The sequence below is a fragment of the Chthoniobacterales bacterium genome, from assembly GCA_035274845.1.
GTDB lineage: Bacteria > Verrucomicrobiota > Verrucomicrobiia > Chthoniobacterales > UBA10450 > AV80.
On the sequence record DATENU010000001.1, the window covers coordinates 1 to 18629 of the forward strand.

Annotated in this window: 16 protein-coding genes, 2 tRNA genes and 1 rRNA gene; 8 read left to right on the top strand and 11 right to left on the bottom strand. The window is 58.9% G+C overall.

All coding sequences use genetic code 11. From position 1 onward, the window contains the following. Positions 1–842, top strand: a 16S ribosomal RNA gene (locus VJU77_00005); the annotation flags it as partial. Between the two features lie 388 nt (positions 843–1230). On the opposite strand, the gene VJU77_00010 is transcribed toward VJU77_00005, so the two are convergent. The 3 genes from VJU77_00010 to VJU77_00020 all read right to left on the bottom strand — a co-directional run bounded on the left by VJU77_00010 (position 1231) and on the right by VJU77_00020 (position 4256). Then, positions 1231–1303 (bottom strand) — tRNA-Ala (locus VJU77_00010). Between the two features lie 74 nt (positions 1304–1377). Next, positions 1378–2832, bottom strand: coding sequence for a pitrilysin family protein (locus tag VJU77_00015; GenBank protein HKP01719.1), 1455 nt, complete (start codon positions 2830–2832; stop codon positions 1378–1380). Then, entirely contained in the window at positions 2832–4256 is a 1425-nt protein-coding gene (locus tag VJU77_00020) for a pitrilysin family protein (GenBank protein HKP01720.1), read from the bottom strand. Before VJU77_00020 ends, VJU77_00015 begins: the two co-directional genes overlap by 1 nt. A gap of 117 nt (positions 4257–4373) precedes the next feature. Between VJU77_00020 and VJU77_00025 the strand changes: the two genes are divergently transcribed. Continuing rightward, positions 4374–4447 (top strand) — tRNA-Ile (locus VJU77_00025). Between the two features lie 71 nt (positions 4448–4518). Here the strand turns inward: VJU77_00025 and VJU77_00030 are convergent. From VJU77_00030 to VJU77_00040, 3 genes are all read right to left on the bottom strand, one after another. Then, positions 4519–5778: a hypothetical protein gene (locus VJU77_00030; protein ID HKP01721.1), complete on the bottom strand. Its 1260-nt coding sequence runs from the start codon at positions 5776–5778 to the stop codon at positions 4519–4521. Positions 5779–6069: 291 nt separating this feature from the next. Further along, entirely contained in the window at positions 6070–6573 is a 504-nt protein-coding gene (locus tag VJU77_00035; protein ID HKP01722.1) for a hypothetical protein, read from the bottom strand. Positions 6574–6634: 61 nt separating this feature from the next. Beyond that, entirely contained in the window at positions 6635–7111 is a 477-nt protein-coding gene (locus VJU77_00040) for a VanZ family protein (GenBank protein ID HKP01723.1), read from the bottom strand. 108 nt (positions 7112–7219) lie between these two features. On the opposite strand from VJU77_00040, the gene VJU77_00045 reads away from it, so the two are divergent. Then, positions 7220–8170 (top strand): type I phosphomannose isomerase catalytic subunit, encoded by a 951-nt coding sequence (locus VJU77_00045; GenBank protein ID HKP01724.1) that lies wholly within the window; start codon positions 7220–7222, stop codon positions 8168–8170. A gap of 4 nt (positions 8171–8174) precedes the next feature. Here the strand turns inward: VJU77_00045 and VJU77_00050 are convergent, their stop codons facing one another. The 4 genes from VJU77_00050 to VJU77_00065 form a co-directional block, all read right to left on the bottom strand. Beyond that, the gene (locus VJU77_00050) at positions 8175–8636 is read right to left on the bottom strand and encodes a DUF4864 domain-containing protein (GenBank protein ID HKP01725.1); all 462 of its coding nucleotides are present in this window, start codon (positions 8634–8636) and stop codon (positions 8175–8177) included. A gap of 25 nt (positions 8637–8661) precedes the next feature. Beyond that, complete coding sequence (locus VJU77_00055) at positions 8662–9702, bottom strand: FAD-dependent oxidoreductase (protein HKP01726.1); 1041 nt, start codon at positions 9700–9702, stop codon at positions 8662–8664. Beyond that, positions 9669–12269, bottom strand: a complete 2601-nt coding sequence (locus VJU77_00060; protein HKP01727.1) for a hypothetical protein — start codon at positions 12267–12269, stop codon at positions 9669–9671. The genes VJU77_00055 and VJU77_00060 overlap by 34 nt, the downstream gene beginning before the upstream one ends. 144 nt (positions 12270–12413) lie before the next feature. Beyond that, positions 12414–12713 (bottom strand): DUF971 domain-containing protein, encoded by a 300-nt coding sequence (locus tag VJU77_00065; GenBank protein ID HKP01728.1) that lies wholly within the window; start codon positions 12711–12713, stop codon positions 12414–12416. A 77-nt stretch (positions 12714–12790) separates the two neighbouring features. On the opposite strand from VJU77_00065, the gene VJU77_00070 reads away from it, so the two are divergent. Continuing rightward, complete coding sequence (locus VJU77_00070) at positions 12791–13963, top strand: DUF4394 domain-containing protein (GenBank protein ID HKP01729.1); 1173 nt, start codon at positions 12791–12793, stop codon at positions 13961–13963. A gap of 7 nt (positions 13964–13970) precedes the next feature. Here the strand turns inward: VJU77_00070 and VJU77_00075 are convergent, their stop codons facing one another. Beyond that, complete coding sequence (locus VJU77_00075) at positions 13971–14696, bottom strand: YggS family pyridoxal phosphate-dependent enzyme (protein HKP01730.1); 726 nt, start codon at positions 14694–14696, stop codon at positions 13971–13973. A gap of 87 nt (positions 14697–14783) precedes the next feature. Here VJU77_00075 and VJU77_00080 point away from each other — a divergent pair, with 87 nt between their 5' ends. From VJU77_00080 to VJU77_00095, 4 genes are all read left to right on the top strand, one after another. Next, positions 14784–15077: a hypothetical protein gene (locus VJU77_00080; GenBank protein ID HKP01731.1), complete on the top strand. Its 294-nt coding sequence runs from the start codon at positions 14784–14786 to the stop codon at positions 15075–15077. 325 nt (positions 15078–15402) lie between these two features. After that, on the top strand, positions 15403–15843 hold the full coding sequence (locus tag VJU77_00085; protein ID HKP01732.1) for a DUF4019 domain-containing protein: 441 nt from the start codon (positions 15403–15405) through the stop codon (positions 15841–15843). Positions 15844–15945: 102 nt separating this feature from the next. Further along, positions 15946–16296, top strand: coding sequence for a hypothetical protein (locus VJU77_00090; GenBank protein HKP01733.1), 351 nt, complete (start codon positions 15946–15948; stop codon positions 16294–16296). Positions 16297–16413: 117 nt separating this feature from the next. Beyond that, complete coding sequence (locus tag VJU77_00095) at positions 16414–18621, top strand: DPP IV N-terminal domain-containing protein (GenBank protein ID HKP01734.1); 2208 nt, start codon at positions 16414–16416, stop codon at positions 18619–18621. Positions 18622–18629: the final 8 nt, after the last annotated feature.

The following is an 18629-nucleotide window of genomic DNA, read 5'->3' on the forward strand; positions in this document are numbered from 1 at the left end:
GGAAGACCAGTGGCGAAGGCGGGTCTCTGGACAGTTCCTGACACTGAGGCACGAAGGCCAGGGGAGCAAACGGGATTAGATACCCCGGTAGTCCTGGCAGTAAACGGTGCACGTTTGGTGTGGGAGGATTCGACCCCTTCCGCGCCGGAGCTAACGCGTTAAACGTGCCGCCTGGGGAGTACGGTCGCAAGATTAAAACTCAAAGAAATTGACGGGGGCCCGCACAAGCGGTGGAGTATGTGGCTTAATTCGATGCAACGCGAAGAACCTTACCAGGCCTTGACATGCATTTCTAAGCGGGTGAAAGCCCGTGAGTCCCGAAAGGGACAACTTGCACAGGTGCTGCATGGCTGTCGTCAGCTCGTGTCGTGAGATGTTGGGTTAAGTCCCGCAACGAGCGCAACCCCTGTGAACTGTTGCCACCGGCCGTGAGGCCGAGCACTCTGTTCAGACTGCCCTGTGAAACGGGGAGGAAGGTGGGGACGACGTCAAGTCAGTATGGCCCTTACGGCCTGGGCTGCACACGTACTACAATGCCCAGTACAGAACGATCCGAGACCGCGAGGTGGAGGAAATCTAGTAAAACTGGGCCCAGTTCGGATTGGAGTCTGCAACTCGACTCCATGAAGCCGGAATCGCTAGTAATGGCGCATCAGCTACGGCGCCGTGAATACGTTCCCGGGCCTTGTACACACCGCCCGTCACATCATGGAAGTCACTTGTAGCCGAAGTCGGCGTGCTAACCCAGCAATGGGAGGCAGCCGCCTACGCTATGAGCGGTAACTGGGATGAAGTCGTAACAAGGTAGCCGTAGGGGAACCTGCGGCTGGATCACCTCCTTTCTAAGGAGAAAGCGATGGATTTCAGATCGAAAATCTCAGATTGAAGATTTGAAAACCATCACTAGGTCGACGGCTAACCCGTGAGTTCCTCGGAATTCACGATATGCCGTAAGCCCTTGGAATCGAAAGAAACCAAGGCTTGAAGAATTCAAAACGGTAACGCACAATTCAGTCTTTGCTGCAGATCGACAAAAAATGCCGGACGGCTTCCACGCTGTCCGGCATTTTTCTTTGGAGGATGGCCATCCTGGCTGTCTCGGCCGACGGGCTGCCAGCCTGTCGTCGCCTTGCGGCAGGCAAGTTGCCTACCGGCCGAGTCAGGCAGGTTGCCTAACCTCCTCCAATCACGCTTTACGGACGCCGCACCGCGGCCTCCCTGTCAGGGATTTGGAGGCAAGGGGATTCGAACCCCTGACATCCAGCTTGCAAAGCTGGCGCTCTACCAACTGAGCTATGCCCCCGGAGGAAGAATTGCCGAATGTCGATTGCCGATTTGCGATTGCAACCGCAAAAGGCGAACAGCGCGGCGGTTTACTTATTTCGACTTCGTCAGCTCGGCGCGATTCAGATCGAGCTCGGGAGTCGGAATCACTCGCACTTCCGGGAAATCCTTCTTCAACGGCTCGAGGAACGCGGGCGCTTTGCCCACAATGATCAGGCTCGGCGGGCTGTCGAAATATTTCGTGGCGAAGGCGCTGACGTCTTCGGTCGTGACGGCGTTTATCGCGGGAATGAATTTGTTCAGGGTGTCCAACGGAAGATCGTTGGCAATCATCACCGAGATCTTTCCGACGTAACCGTTATTCGTTTCCAGGTTCCGGGCGTATCCGCCAGTCAGGACCGCCTGTCTTGATTTGAGCTCGTCCCCCTTGACCGGCTCGGAGTGAACGCGCTTCAATTCGCTCTGCATCAGCTTGGCCACCTCCGCGGCGGATTCGTTTTTCGTCTGCGCCATGGCGGAGAACGGCCCGACTTCTCGGCGAGCCTCGATCGAGCTGTGGGCGCCGTAGCTGAGCCCGCGTTTGATGCGGATCTCACGGTTGAGACGCGAGACGAAGCCAGTGCCGAGTGCGGCGTTGGCAACAAGGCCCGGATAATAGTCCGGCGAGCTCCGCTTGAGAGAGGGGCGCGCCACAACGACTGCGGCCTGGCCGGCCTCAGACAAGTCGACAACGGTGTTCGACGGTTTCCAGGCCGAGACATCGTACAACGCTGAGTCGCGCTGGGGCGGCGGGCCGCCTTTCCATTCACCAAAGAACTCCTCGGCGTACTTCCTCCCCTGCTCCAGGGTCAGGTTGCCGGAAAAAATGAGGGCGGCGTTTTCCGGGACGTAGCAGGATTGGTAAAGCTTCACGATATCTTCCCGCTTGATCGCCGGAACGCTTTCCATCGTGCCGATGTGGGAATGCCCGTAGGGAGCGGAACCGAAAATGACTCGAGCCGTCACGAATTGAGCGAGCGCGCCCGGTTGCCGGAGAGCCACGCGCAAACCATCGAGCGTCTGGTTTTTCAACCGATCGATCTCCTCCTGCTTGAAGGTGGGATGAAGGACGACATCCGCCAGAATGCGCAAAGCCGGTTCCGCTTTGTCGGACATGACAACGACGGTGGCGCGGGCGGCGTCCCAGTGCGCGCCGGAATCGATGTTGCCGCCCAGCGTTTCAATGGTGCTCGCGATTTCGGGTGCGGACATGGTTTCGGTCCCCTTGGTCAGGAGAGCGCCGGTCATACTGGCGGTGCCGGCAAGATCCTGCGGGTCGAGCTCCGCGCCGTTCCGAATCAACACCTCCGCCGCGAGGAGAGGCAGATCCGGCCGCTCGACTACCACCACCCGCAAGCCGTTCGCCAATTTTGTTTCCTTCGGCTGCGCGAAAGTCGAGGCGTGCGGGGCTGAGGCCGCCGGCGGAGTATCGACGCCGCCAATCGGAAGCGCCGGCCGCAGGGTTGCGAAAAACAGGAGTCCGGCAGCGGAAATAATGCGTGTGTTCATCAGGACTTTTTCTCGTTCTTGCCCACGGGGGAAGCTGACGAACCCGGGGGTCTTGCGGAAGCAGCGCCGGGCTTCATCGATTCCGGCAAGCATTCGAGAACGACCTTTTTCTTGCCGCTGATGTAGCGGTTCATGACTTCCTTGATCTCGGCAGCCGTCACGGCCTGGAGCTTTTCCAACTCGGTATTCACGCGGTCGGGGTCTTCGTAAACAACCACGGCCTGGCCAAGCGCGCTGGCTTTGCCATTAAAGGTCTCGCGCTCGAGCAACTTTCCAGTGACAAAACGGTTCTTCGCCTTGTCGAGTTCGGCCTCGGTAACACCATCCTTCAGGACTTTTTCAATTTCGGCGTTGAGTGACTTTTCCGCGTCGGCAATGGTTTTGCCGCTCGCCAGGACCAGGCGGAAAGCAATCAGCCCGAGATCTTCCCGCAGATCCGTGTCGCAGAAAACGCTTTGCACGACCTGCTGTTCGTAAACCATCGACTGATACATCCGGGAGGATTCGCCGCCGGAAAGAATTTCTCCAATTAGGGACAGGGCCGGGCCGTCATCGCTGCGCACAGAGGGGCCAAGATAAGTCACCGCGAACGCCGGAAGCGGCGCGCGCTCGCTGTAAGTGCTTTCGCGCTTATCGGATTTCCGCGGCGGCTCCTTGACCGTGACCCGCGGAATTTTCGTCGATGGCTTCGGGACCGCGCCGAAATATTTCTTCACCCAGCCGTCGAGCTCCTCCGGTTTGAAATCGCCGACGACGATGAGGGTCGCGTTGTCCGGGCGATAAAAAGTGGCATGAAAGGCGCGGACCTCCGGGAGCTTCGACGCATCCAGTTCCGCGATGTTGCCAATGCCGGGACGCTTGTAGGGATGAACAGCGAAAGATTTCTTTTCGATGTCGAGATAGAATTCCCCGTAGGGATTGGCCCGGACGCGTTGCCGGTATTCTTCCTTCACGACGTCGCGTTCCGATTTGAAGTTCTTGTCGTTGAGCGCGAGCGCGGACATTCGTTCCGCTTCCGCCCAGAGAATTGGATTGAGATAATTCGACGGAACGGTCTCGTGATAAACGGTCTCGTCGTCCGCGGTGTAGGCATTGTTTACGCCACCAATATTCTCGGTGAGATTGTCGAACGCATCCGGGGTCAGATGCTCGTTGCCCTTGAACATCATGTGCTCGAAAAGATGGGCAAAGCCGCTGCGCCCCGGCGGATCGTCTTTCGAGCCGACGTGGTACCAGACCTGGACGGCTACGATGGGCGTGGCGTGATCTTCGACGGTATAAACCTGCAAGCCGTTAGGGAGTGTGAAATGCTGGAAGTTCAGCGGTGGGACCATCCTTGCTTTGGGGGGAAGGATCGTTTCATCGGCTGCGCAAAGGGACGAGAAGAGGAGGCTGACAGCGGCGGTAGCGAGAAAGCGTTTCACGAAAGTCCGATACCGTAGCGGAGTTCTGTTCTCGCGCTAATGAAATGCGCGGCGGGCAGTTGACCAATCACCGATCACCAATCACAATTCATTTCCGCGGCGCCCGCGCGCCGACGAGGGCCTGTAGCTCAGTTGGTTAGAGCATGCGCTTGATAAGCGCAGGGTCGCTGGTTCGAGCCCAGCCAGGCCCAGTTCGGATTTTCGATTCTCGATTGTAAAAACGGACCTCGCTCGTCGCGCGAGGGTGTAACGACGACCGTGGTTACGGTTGCCGACCAGGTTCGGCCGCGACCGGTGGGTGAACGCTGTCGTAAATGCGATGGTCCAGATAGATCGCCTTCGAGAGCTGAGAAAAATTGTTGATGCCCCCGGTGACTATCAGGCAAATCGCGGCGCCCAGGACGACACGCCGGAGACGGGTGTGCAATCCCATCGCCGCAATTCCGAGGAGTATAGGGGCGACGTTGAGAGAAAAAATAAACGTTTCTTCTCCATAAATTGAGTGGAGCGCCATCTGTCCGAGAAGCGTCCCTCCCAGCACGAGCCGGAGTTTCCCGTATCCCTTGATCACAAACAATCCCCTCACCCCAATGGCCAAAAGGAACGCCCACAAGGCAGCCGCGACTGTTCCGAGGCGAGAACCGGCCCCCGGCCTGTCGAGTTGAGTCCTGATATAGCCAACTCGGCGCCAGTCCCCCTTCATATCTTCGAAGGGGCGAATGCGCGGCACCACCATCGTGTGGAAAACGAGAGCTCTGAGCGCCACGAGGGGTCCACCCAAACTCGGATGGTTGATGTAGCGCGCCTCCTCTCCATCGCCCAAAAAGAATTCGCATTGTGGGTAAACGAACTTTTCCACGCCCCACAGGATCACGACAATGCAAAAAGCGTTTGCGGCCAATTGACAGGCACGTTTCCAGGGAAAAGAGACAGCGGTGGCCAGCAATCCTGTCATCCAATTTGTGACCGTAACGCTCAGGGTAAACGCGCTAACAATCGTGATCCAAAGGCTCTTGCGATGCGTGGGCAGATTGACCGCAAGAACTCCCACCAGGATGCTAATGGAGCTGAGCAGATAGGTCTCGATCACTCCCGTCCAAAAGAGGGCGGCCCCACTCACGCCACCTAGAATCGCAAGAATCGTGGCATCCATCCGACGACAGCCAAGCACTCGAAACAAGGTGAAAACCAAAGTGATCCAAATCCCGGCGAGGAATGCCATGAAGAGCCTGGCGGCAGTCAGGGCGGAAGCACCTGTCAGAACCCGAAGGAGCGTGATGGGTGGATGAGTGAGCAAAGTAAACAGCGGATGAACTTTTATCCGGTAGTGATTGCCGAGACGGTCGGTCATGTCCCCAAAAACCCTGCCGGCATCCGCTTGGAACCAGATGCCATCGAGATAGGCGGTCGAACTCAGCCCGGAAAAGTGAAAGGACCACGCCGCCAGCAGAGTCGCGAGCACCATGCAAATGGTGATTTCCGGCCAGAAGCGTCGGAATGCCCCGGAAACGGAATTCTTCAATTTAGGCCAAATGTTTTGCATAGCCGTAGCAAGACAGATCGACTCCGGTTTGCTTCAGGCGGCCTGCAATGCCGCGCGATTCGATCGCGTCCTTGACCGAAGTTTTTCACGCAGAGTTTTCGCGATCGTATCTCCACTCCCATGACGCGGCAGAAAGAACGAGAGAGATCGGCATGAAAATGAATACGAACAACGAAAGGCGTCGCTAAAAGTGCCACGCTCATCGCTGCCTTGGCAGCTCACGAAAGAACCTGAAATGGGTCAAAAAATGGGAGGCCGCCCGATCAATCTCTATTTCTTCAGTTTGATCGAATTCATGATGGTGGTGATCGTTTTCATCACGTCGGCAGGCGCGTCCGCATCGTAATCGGCGTAGTAAATCCCGGACTTGCCCGCGCCGGCGGAAAACACCGCCACGAAAAATTTCACTTTCCCGCCTTCCCGCTTGTCGATCCCGCTGCCGTTCCAGACGTGGAATTTGATTCCGTTGTTCTCGATCATTTCTTCATTCGTTTTTTCATCGATGCTCTTCATCGAATCCTTTAGCAGCTCATCCAAATCCGAGCTCAGGTCTCCAATGTCGCCCTTGGTCACGACCCAACCGGCCATGTAAACGTGGTTGTCGGGCTGAGTGGCCTCGACGCCCTCTTTATCCGCTTTGGGCTTCCAATCCGCCGGGATGTCGACAGTAAAAGCAGGCTGATCGCTCGGGACGGACAAGGTGTTTGCGAAAAGTGGCGAAGTTCCGGCCACCACGACGGCAATGATCAGTTTGAGGATGTTGGTTTTTTTCATAACGACGTCCGGCATTTTGAGTGGGCCGATCAGGGGAGGCAAGCGATATCGGGAGATATCGCTATTTTCGAATCTCGAATTTCGATTTGGAAAGCCCGGCCTCGCTCGCTTTGCGAGCTGCGTTACGGCGATTGCGGAGAAGAGAACAGAACAGGAGGCCTACGAACGCTCCGGCACAATCAACGACTACGTCCCAGGGTGAGCCGGTCCGGGAGGCAACGAATGATTGGTGGAATTCATCGAGGGCGGCGTAAGTCGCGGCGAGGATGAAGGCGAGCACGAAGGGGCGGTCACGATGGGTTGCCAGGGCGCGATACAGCAATGCTGCCAGGATCGCGTATTCGAGGAGATGCCCGCATTTGCGAACGATGAGCTGAATCGAGCCGATCGTGGTGTCCGAGATATTGGGATCAAGCCAGCGAAGGAATGGTCCGATAAAGCGCGAGGTATGCTCCGCCGAGAGCAAATCGGTGGAGCCCAGGAAAATGAAAATCATCCAGGCGAGCGGAGGTAGCCAGAACTTGAGGAATGCGCGCACCGAAAACGAAACCACAACGCGGATGCTTGTGCTAATGGCGCGGAGCGCGAATTATAGGGCATCGTTGTGAGCCCGCGAAACCGTTCGGGTTCACAGAAACGCCCTACAATGCCTAAAGTCGACCTGACTCAGCCACTCGTCTTCGAACCGCTTTTCATGGAGCGCGTTTGGGGCGGACGCCGGCTGGAATCGGTTTACGGGAAGCGATTACCGTCCGCGGCGCTCATCGGCGAATCGTGGGAGATCGTCGACCGGCCCGAGGTGCAAAGCGTCGTGCACGAAGGCCCGCTGCGCGGCCGGACGCTCCATCAACTCTGGAGCAAACATCGGGAAACGATTTTTGGGCAGGTTCCCGACACACCACGTTTTCCGATCCTGGCGAAATTGCTCGATGCGCAGGAGAACCTTTCACTGCAGGTGCATCCCCCGCCCCACCTGGCGAAAGAACTCGGTGGAGAAGCGAAATCAGAACTGTGGTATGTCGCCGATGCCGCTCCAAAAGCGCGGCTTTATGCGGGTTTGAAGAAAGGCTGCACCCGAGCCGGTTTCGCCGCCGCGCTCGAACGAGGCAAAGTCGAGGAGCAGCTGCATTCGATCGACATCGTGGCCGGCGACGCCATTTGGCTGCCGAGCGGCCGACTGCATGCGCTCGGAGGCGGAAGCCTGTTGGTGGAGATCCAGGAAAACAGCGACACCACCTATCGCGTTTACGATTGGAACCGGATGAAGAAAGGGCGCGAGCGCCGGAAAATGCATCTCGACGAGGCGATGCGGTGCATTGATTTCGCCGATTACGAGCCGGGTCTGCTACGGCCGGAAGGCGAGTCACTCATCCGGCATGCGACCTTCGAGGTGGAGAAGTGGCTTCTGGGAGCGGAGCGCGAAATCGCGGAGCGTGGCAGCGTTGCGATCGGGGTGTGCCTGACGGGCGAATTGTCCTGCGCGGGACGCGACCTAAAGCCGGGGCAATTTTTTCTTGTTCCGGCGCAGCTAAAGGATCGTTTGCTCAGGCCGAAAGGCGAAAATGTCTCCTTGCTGCGGGTGACGATCCCACGTTGAGATTTTAGATGTGCAATCCCGTTAGCCGTTGGCCGCGGGGCATGGACTGAACGGGCTGGACGCCGTTGATTTTCCACGAATCGCCTTCCGCGATCAGGCTGTAGAGAAACGAGCGGACCGAGCCGTTGGCCCCGTGCAGATAAACCTGCACCACCGCCACGGACCCATTTACCTCGACGAGACCAAATTCGATGTGCTGCGCATTGGTGATATCGCCGTAATCCCGCCGGATCATCGATTCGAATTGCGGGACGGTGAACTTCTGTTGCACTCCACTGGCGGCGTGGCGATACGCGCTCCGGTAATCAGCCACCCGAAACGCGGCCAGCTGCTGCTCGACGATCGAAAAAAGCTCGTGGGGAGCCGGCGCCGGAACGTGCAGGCGAACCCGATGCGTGACTACGACCGCCGACGCGCAAAGCGAAAGGAAGAAGAACAAGAGCGCGGCTTTGATCGTTCGCGTCATGGGGAAGTAAACCTTATCAGGCGCGTCAAGCTCCCTCGAACCTGGCAGGCGAGAGGAGTGAATAGAGGGCGCGAAGTTTCGCCACGTCGGCATCGAACCATCCGGTAAGCCATTCCTGATAGGCAAGCATGGCACGCGCCTCGGGCTGTCCGCCGCCCCCTGCGGACTCGACAAAATGGGCCGCCATCATTCCGGACATGAGTCCTTTCAAGACACCGTGCGAGGAGGCCGGATCGAGCGTGGCGGCAGCATCACCGACTAGAAAAAAGCCAGGGCCGACCACGGGCTCGACTTTCCGCCAGGTGACGTCGGCCGCGCGCGTTGGGCCTTCCGGCACGAGGCCTTGCAACTCAGCGGGAAGCCAACCGGCTGGGCGCGCGGTCCGCGCAAAATCGAGCCGGGTCCACTGATAAAGTTCCGGCTGGATACGCGCCGTCCAGGTCCAGCCAGTCGCATCAGCGGAGATGAGCGGCGCGTCATCGCGCGCCGGACAACGCCCCCGGGCGTAACCGTAACGCGCCGTGAGCCGCGGCGAAAACTTCTTCACGCGCAGGGCGAGCTGGCGCGCAAGCCAGTGGCGACTTCCGGCGGCGTCCAGGGTCCACTTCGCGGCGAGCGGGCCCGCGGAGGTCATTACGCCGGCGACGCGCCCATCCTCACGAATTATCTCGCGGGTTGCGCAGGGTTGATGAATCTCTACCCCAACCTCGCGCGCGCGATCGAGCAACAGCGCGTCGAACGTGGCGCGCCAGGCTTGAAAGCCGCGCCACGGTCCCTCTGCGTCGCTCCCGAACGGTTCGAAGCGCAGCGGCTGCTTCCCCCACTCGATCCAGTTGCCTTCGTGCCGCGGGAAATTTGCAGTGAGCACCCGTTCGAAGAGACCCAGCTGGCGGAGCACCGGTTCCACGCCGGGATGCAGGGTTTCGCCCGGGCAATGGCGCGGAAATGCTTTCGCTTCGAGCAGCGCGACCTTCAAGCCGCGCTGGGCACACTGGATCGCAGCCGCGCAGCCGGCGGGGCCGCCGCCCAGCACTATGACATCTCGAATGGCGCCTGCTTTGTCCATCCTTTCCCCTCGGGCTGGAAGAGCACCGTCTTCCGGTTCACGTAGAAGAGGACGGTGTCGTGCATCTCGATGAGGAGGAAACGAAAATTGGTCGGGTCGACGATTTCCTTTTCGTCGTAACGGTAAATCACCAGGCGATACCAATCGGAACCAGTCTCGGGGGACTGCGTTTTTTCGCGCGCGGCGGCTAGTTCCGCATCTTTATCGGAAACCTTGCGGAAGGACGCCACCGCCCACCTGGCCTTTTCGAGCTGGAGACGGTTCCTCGCCATACTACGGAGATCATCGTCCGTAAAGGTCTCGGCGTGGTCGGGGCCGACCTTCCAGTTGTCGGGGTCGAAGAATTTTTTATCCGTTATCCCGAGAGCCCAATACGCGGAATCGGTCGCAAGAATGCGGGCCTCGTATTCCTTCAGGTCGATTTTCGCGGTGAGATAAGCGGTTAACTTTCCACTGAGATCAATGTAATCGACATGTGCGATATCGGCGTAGCGCATCCAATTTCCCCCGGAAAGCCCGTACTTCGTTATCTCGTCAGCGCCCACCCGCGTCGGGCCCGGGACGCCGTCCCACGGAAGGAATTTTCCTGGCTCGTATTCGGCGCTGCCAATTTCCTCGTCGGTCAGCGGCACGATGGCCGGCCACGGCCAGAACCCGCCCTGGGGTTTTTTCGCCGGCTGATAGACGCGAGTGGCGTCAGGCGCGACCGCCGGCCAAAAGCTGCCGAGTGCCGCACAGAGTTTCGCATCTTCGATAAACGGCGTGCCAAGGCCATAGTTGGCGAGGAAGAGCTTACTCCCCAAGATTGTCTGCACGCTGTCCTGCGCGAAATCCCAACCGGGATCGAAAACACCGTTGGAACCGTCGGGCAGACGAGCGGTCATTTCGCCAGCGTTGGCCGGAAAGGGCCGTTGCGCGATCTCACCGGTGACGGGCAGAGAGACGATCGCTGTGACGGTATCGTCGGTAATCTTGAAGCGGTTCGTCAAGGTGATGTTGGGAGCCATGCGTTTGTCGGACAGGGCGAACGGGGCGATGCACCATACCCCTCTTCGGATCGGCTCGGGTGCGTCCCTCTCCCACCAATCCGTGAGTTCGCCCTGTGAGATGGCGGGAAAAAAATCCGGGGGCGCGATGCCGACGTAGCCGGGCATGATCGTCGTGAAGGCCTTAGCGAGTTGCGGGCACCGGACATCGACCCAGCCGTCGCCGGTAAAGTCGATAAAATGCTGCGCTTGATAGCCTCCTTCGAGGAGAATCTTCATCAAGTCCGGGCTGTCATTGAGATTTTCTTCGCTTCCATCGGGGAGCTGTTTGTGGCGTCCGTTAATGTATTCCGGCGCAGGACGCCCAAGAGTTTGATTGAGCCCATCCATGTAGGCGATCGTGTCATTGAAGACCGAATCTCGCGCGTCGGGGACAATTTGCAGGCTCGAGAACCAGGTGTTTCCCTCAACGCTGGAAAAGTCGTGCGCGACCTTAAAGCCGAGTGGTTTGCCGTTAAACATTGCTTTCTCGAAGAGCGGATTGGGCTTCGGCGCGATAACACCGTTTCCGTAATCGGCAGGCGGCGTGAACCCCGCAATTTTGGCGTCGCGGATTACAAACGGAAACTGGTCGCGGTCAGCTGGGGCCGAATTCGCCCCGAAACCACTTTGCTCCATAAAGGCATGGAGCCGGCGGAGCTTCTCGTTGACGAAATGCGCCTCGAAATTCAGGTCGAGCGCGAGCCCCTTGATGCATTCCGGGCCGGTGAAAAGCTTGTGCAGCGGAACCCAGAATTCGCGCGCCTCGTCTCCCTCCTGGAAGCGCATCGGTCCGAACGAATCTTGATCACCCCGCTTCTGCATTGCCACGTAGGCGGAGAAGCGCGTGGGGAGAACGCGGAACAGAAACTTGTTCTGCTCGTCGAGCGGGGCGAAATCCCGGCGCCGACCATCGTAAAGAGCTGGAGCGTTGCCGGTGCGCGCGGTAGCGGTCCGCGAAAAACAAACATCGGCGTGCTTGCGATGCACGGTGTTCCGAGCGCTGCGGTATTCCGTGGAAAAAACGACGATGGCGAGCGGAGCGTCGCCGGCGCGCGCCCGCAACTCGTCGAGCGTCGGCGGACGCAAACCGTACACGCCATTTTCCACCGTCTCTATCTCGGCGGCCGTCGGAAACGCACCGAGGGCGTTGCCCGATCCATCCTGCACAACATTGGCCGAAGCGAGCGCGTGAAAGAGCAAACTGCGTCCAGGAATCCCGGGTTGAATGGCGCGCGTTCCCTCGGCTGCGAAGTCCTCGAAACCCGGCACCGTGCGATCGATTTTCGTCAGCTCCTTTTCCAGGTCTTTTGCCAGGGAGGGCGAGGTCAGATCGAGTTGGCCGCCGGTCACCTTGAGCATGAGAGCGCGCCAGCCGTGCCCCGCCAGCCGCCGGCAAACAACAGTGATCTGCTCTGCCAGGGTGCCGTGCACCGCGTCGCCGGCGCTGGCCGCGTGCAACCAGCTGAACGACGATCCTAGGTACAGACCAGTAACGCCGAGGCCGGTCGCTTTGATAAACTTACGCCGATTGGAATTCATGATATTTCTCCGTTGGAATTTGCGGTTGCGTTCAAGGGGACCTGGCCGGCCCGGACGCCGAGCCGAAATGGATCGTGAGCAATTTTTTTCAAGCCATCAAGCTTTGTCACGCTATCGGCTGAAAAGATCGCCGGACGTTTTCGATCAGACGGTTAGCCGCCGGAGATATTGAAACGAATACAGTCCGGTACTATGGCCATCGGCCCATTTTGGTTGAAGGGCGTATCCGCCGATCATCTGCCAGCCGAGCAACTCGAAACTCGAAGGCGTGTATGCCACATCGGGCCGCGAGATATTTCCAAGAACATCGGGCTCGCCGCCGCAACTGGCGCATGGGCAGGCGCGCCGGAAACGCTCGAGCGGCAAATACGATTCCACCCCATCGTTCCATCTGATGGCAAACTCGTCGCCGATCAGTTGCGCATCTTTCAACTCAAGCGTCATGCCGAACCAGTCTAGGATGACAGAAATGCGGTTGCCAATCCGATTGGCTTGGGACGAAAATTAGCCGGAGGCATCGCATGAAAAAAATCATTTTCCTTTCGACCTTTCTTGGCCTGGTCCTAATCGCAACCAGTAATGCCGAAACCGTTGTTGCGCTTACTTCCGGAAACCGCCTTTTGTTTTTCGATAGTGCGACCCCGGGGACGGTGACGAAGACCATCGCCGTTTCCTCCGTCGGCGGGGAAAATCTGGTCGGAATGGACTTTCGGCCCGCAACGGGAGAGCTCTCTCTCATCGGCACCAGCGGACGTCTCTACGCGCTCAATCTGACTACCGGCGCGACTTTCACCCCACCGGCCACTCCCATTCCCTTGAGCGGAACCCGCTTCGGGTTCGATTTCATTCCCACCGTGGATCTCATCCGAGTCACGAGTGATTCCGAGCAGGATATCCGGTTGAATCCGAACAATGGTTCGCTCACCGCCACGGATACGCCGCTCGCTTACGCTGCGGGTGATGCGCATGCCGGCGCGAATCCGAACGTCGTGGGTTCCGCCTACACGAACAACTTCGCCGGCGCGGTGACGACGATCCTTTACAACATTGATTCGGCGCTGGACATCCTCGTCTATCAGGATCCGGCGAACACGGGCCAACTCCACACCGTTGGAAGCCTCGGCGTCGGCACTACGGATCAGGTCGGCTTCGATATTTCGCAGGGAACCGGCACCGCTTACGCCTCTCTGACTGTCGGGACGACGACGGGACTTTACACGATCAATCTTGCTTCGGGTGCAGCGACGTTGGTCGGCATAATTGGCAACGCGACCAGTCTTGCCGGCGAAACCGTGGTGGACATTGCCGTGCCGACCGCCACGCGATTACTCAACATTTCGACGCGCGGAAAAGTTGGCACTGGCGATGACGTTCTTATTGGCGGCTTTATAAGTCGTGGCGGCGGCCGCGTGGTGGTGCGGGCGATCGGGCCGAGCCTCGCTGCTTTTGGTGTCCCCTCACCTCTTGGGGACCCGGTGCTGACATTGAAGGATGCCAGTGGCACCACCTTGGCGACGAACGACGACTGGCAATCGACCCAGGAGGCGGACATCACCGCGACGGGACTGGCGCCGCTGGTTAGCTTGGAATCGGCGATCCTGACGTCGTTGCCGGCCGGAAGTTACAGCGCCATCGTTTCTGGTAAGGGATCGGCAACCGGGCTGGCGCTAATCGAAGTTTATCAGTTGCCGTAGACCCAATTCAATCGCCCGAATCGAACGCCGCCTGCGAGCGTTGCCGCATCGGCGTTCGCTGACCGAAGATCGCGGTGCCGACCCGCACCAGGGTGGCGCCTTCCTCGATTGCCACCAGGAAATCGCCGCTCATTCCCATGGAAAGGTGCGGCACCTTAAGGCTGAATTGCGTTTCGAATTGCTCGCGCAAATCGCGCAAGGCCGCGAAATGCCGACGCGATTGTTCCGCTTCGGGAGCGAGCGGCGGAATTGTCATCAATCCTTCGACGGTCAGCCGTGGCAACGCGAGGATTGATTCCATTTCGGCGCGCAACTTTTCCGGGGCGAACCCGATCTTGCTCCCCTCGCCCGCCACGTTCACTTCCAGTAAAACACGCGGCTGCAATCCTTCCTCGTCCCCGATACGGTTCATGTCTCGCGCCAGCTCGATGGAATCGACGCTGTGAAAAAGCTCGAAGAGCGGCAGCGCGTGCCGAATCTTGTTTCGCTGCAATCGGCCGACAAAATGCCAGCGCGCCGCCGAAGGCAACAGTGGAATCTTGGCTCGCGCTTCCTGGACGCGGCTTTCGCCAAACAATTGCTGGCCAGCATCAAACGCAGCCCGAACCTTTTCAGCTTCGTGGGTCTTCGAAATCGCGACCAGCTCGATATCCTCCATGGCACGGCCGGCCTTCTTCGCAGCTGCGGCGATCTGCGTCCGGACCTGCTCGAGGTTTTCGGCGACGTTCTCCACAAGCAATTGTAGGGCAGCGGCTTCCCTTGCCAAATGCCGATATTATTCGCTCGCCTCCGCTCTGATTTCCCGGCAAAACAGAGTGATATGAAACGCTTGTTATTCCTTTTTGCCGTTCTGTTTACATTTGCCAGCGCCAATCTTTTTGCGCAGGGCAAGGTCGATCTCCAAACCGGCGATACGATCCTGGGGATTTTGCAGAAGAATGTCGGGCAGGTCGTCGAGCTGCGGATGAAATCGGGCGAGAAAATTGCCGGTAAGCTCGAGAAAGTCGGCGATAAACTCGTGCACCTCTCGCAGCTCACCGGCGCGGAATTCTTCGATGCAGCGGTCGAGGCGGCTGACGTCGAGGCGGTCGTTGTTCGGACGAAGTCCAAATAGAGGCCTGGATCCGCAGCCAGGGAATCGCGGTGCTCCTCGGGACATGGGGAGACCAAACAACGTGCGGCCAGGACGGGCGGCACTGGGGCTGGCCCGAATTCCGCGAGAATTTTTCCGTTTTTGGGAGAAATTTCCGAACTTCCTTTCCGGTATGCCGTAGTAAATCGAGGAAGGCCTCTATCGTACCGGAATCGGGCTGTCCCCTTGGCCTCGGCTGTTCCCCCCAGGCCCCCCGCTTCGGCCAAATAACGACCAAACCCGTATGGATCTGTGTCGGCAATGTTTTTCAATTGAGATATCGCTTTCCGCTCGGTAAACCCTCGGCATGCGGCGCGGGCTTGTTCTCTCTCTCTGCCTTCTCTTTGGATCGTTCCAGGGCTGCGCCCATCACTCCGTGGCCAAGGTGCAGACGGAAAAACACGCCCGGGAGAAGGAGACGCGCGCCGCCGCCCTGGAATGGCTCGCCCTGGTCGACGCGGCGAATTATGGCCCGGCTTACGAAATGGAACCTCCGCGTCTTCGGTCCGCCACGACCCAGGAGCAATTTGTGCGTTCCATGGAAGGCCGGCGCGCTCCGTTTGGCCGGGTGCTCTCGCGTTCGTTCATCGGCGCGGCCTTCACGCGCAAGCTGACCGGCTCGCCGGACGGCAACTACGAGAGCCTTCTTTTTCGGACCGCGTTCGAACACAAGGCGGTCGCCGCCGAGCGGGTCATTCTCAGTCACGAATCCGGGGCCTGGCGGGTGGTGGATTACCGGGTTTACTGAAAGTTCAACTCGCCCGAAAGTAGGAGACGGTTTTGGTTGTGGCGGGCTTTTTCGCCGACTAAGCTCGGCGGGCAGATCAAATCACAACAGAAACGAAAAATTATGAAGCTTCATATTCCATTCAAAAAGGCGGCCCTCGTGGCTTGCGCCGTTTTGGCCATGACCCTTGCTCCCCGCATCGCCCTGAGCGGTGAAGGCGATTACTCCTTCAAAGTCCACAACACCACGGATGAGCTGATCACAAAAATTCTCGTCTCCGAGGACGGCGAGAAGTACGGTTATTTCGACATCGGCAGCGGAATCAAGCCGGGCGAGTCGATGACCCTGGTATGGGACAAATCGACGAATAGCAGTAGCTGTCACCAATGGTTCAAGGCCGTGTGGGAAAGCGGCAAGGAAGGACAGCCGGTCAAATTTGATTTCTGTGAGAAGGGTCTCGAGCTGAATTTCTAACCGGATCAGGCAGGCTCAAACGAGCCTAACTTGGTTTTCGAATGCGGCAGGGTGTTTCGGCGCCCTGCCGCATTTGCCTATATTGCTGGAGACCGTGCCGTCGGTTAGAAATTAGCCATGCGAAGCTCTTTTCTTGGCTGGCCTCTCATACTCATCTTCACCGCGGCCAGCCTCCCGGCCACGGAACCGGAATCGGCGGACCTGCGCTATTTCCGGGAGCTGGTCGAAACCCGCAATTACTCGCTCGGCCAGCCGGTTTCGCCGCAATTGACGCCCGACGGCAAAGCGGTCGTTTTTCTTCGGGGAGGCGCCCGCGATCCGGTCTTGAGGCTTTATGAATTTACAATCGCGGACGCAAAGCTCCGCGAGATCCTGGCTCCGGAGAAATTGCTCCAGGGCGCGGAGGAAAAACTGACGACCGAGGAACGAAGCCGGCGCGAGCGGGAACGGCAAAGCCTGCGCGGGTTCACCAGCTTTCAACTGTCGAAAGACGGCAGCAAGATCCTCGTAACGCTCTCGAGCAAGCTTTACGTCATCGCGCGGGCCGACAGCAAGGTGACCGAATTACCGGGGCAAAACTGGATCGACCCGCACTTCTCTCCCGATGGACGCAAGGTCGCGGCGGTCTCCGCCGGGGAATTGCACGTGATTGACCTCGAAACGCAGGCGGACCTCGCTCTCACCTCCGGGGCGAGCGAAACCTTGCAGCACGGCACGGCGGAATTCGTCGCCCAGGAGGAGATGGACCGGCATCACGGCTTTTGGTGGTCGCCCGATTCTCAATCGATCGCCTTCCAGGAAACGGATAACAGCGCTGTCGAGAGCCGCTTCATTGCCGATCCTCTGCATCCGGAAACGCCGCCGGCGAAGAATTTCTATCCGCGTCCTGGAACGCCGAACGCGAAGGTCAGGCTGGGAATTGTCGCCGTTTCAGGCGGCGAAACCCGCTGGGTGGAATGGGATCGCGAAAAATATCCGTATCTGGCGCGCGTTGTTTGGGAAGAAGCGGCCGCCCCGCTGTGTGTCGTCATTCAGAATCGCGCGCAGCAGGAAGAACTTCTGTTGACCGTCGATGCAAAAACCGCCGCGACACGCGAACTATTGCGCGAGAACGATGCCGCCTGGCTGAATCTCGACCACCATCCGATGCCGGTCTGGCTGAAAGACGGTCAGCAGTTTCTGTGGACGACTGAGCGCAATGGCACGTGGCAGGTGGAGCTGCATTCCGCGGATGGCACGCTCGTTCGCGCGGCCATCCCGGCGACCTTCCAGCTCGATGAATTCATTGACCTCAACGAAGCGGACCGATCCATCGTTGTCACGGGCGGAGCGGATTCGCGCGAACGGCATCTGTTTCGTTTCTCGCTCAACCCAAACAGCGAGCCGCAACAGTTAACACCTGATGCGGGGCGTCACACCGCGGTCTTTGGCGAAACAAAGGATCAGTTTCTTCATCGCTTTGACCTGACGAATGGAGCCACCGGTTGGGAGGTTAGTTCGTCTGACGGGAAAAAAATTGCGACGCTTCCTTCGGTCGCCGAGCGGCCTTCCATATTACCCAAGTTCGAACTGTGCCGGACGGCGGGCGATCGGCCAATGGATGCCGCTATCGTCAGGCCGCGCGACTTCAAGAGCGGCAATCATTATCCGGTCATTCTCGACGTTTATGCGGGGCCGGGACACAAGCAGGTGCTGGCCCAGCCGGACCGTTACATGATCGATCAATGGATGGCGGATCGCGGTTACATCGTGGTCCTTCTCGACGGGCGCGGAACACCGGGACACGGCCGCGAGTGGGAACGGGCCATCCGGGGGAACCTGATCGCCGTAGCGCTGGCCGACCAGATCGCCGGATTGCAAGCGCTGGCGAAACACGAGCCGGCGATGGACTTGAAACGCGTCGGCGTGGTCGGCTGGTCGTTCGGCGGCTATTTTTCCGCGATGGCAGTGATGCAGCGGCCCGATATTTTCCGCTGCGCCGTCGTGGGTGCGCCCGTCGTTACCTGGGAAAACTACGACACGCATTACACCGAGCGTTATCTCGGCCTGCCGTCGGAAAACGCGGAGGGTTACAAGAAGAGCAGCGTGCTGACCTACGCCTCAAACCTGAGCCGGCCGCTCTTGCTCATTCACGGCCTCACCGACGACAACGTTTACGCTCAGCACTCGATCCAACTCTCGCAGGCGCTCTTCGAAGCGGGCAAGCCGTTCAATTTCCTCCCCCTTCTCGGCACTCACATGGTAAGCGAGCCGCTGCTCCGCCTTCGCCGCCAAACCCGAATCATGGAGTTTTTCGACGCGGAATTGAAACCGAAAGCAAAGTAAGCGGCGCG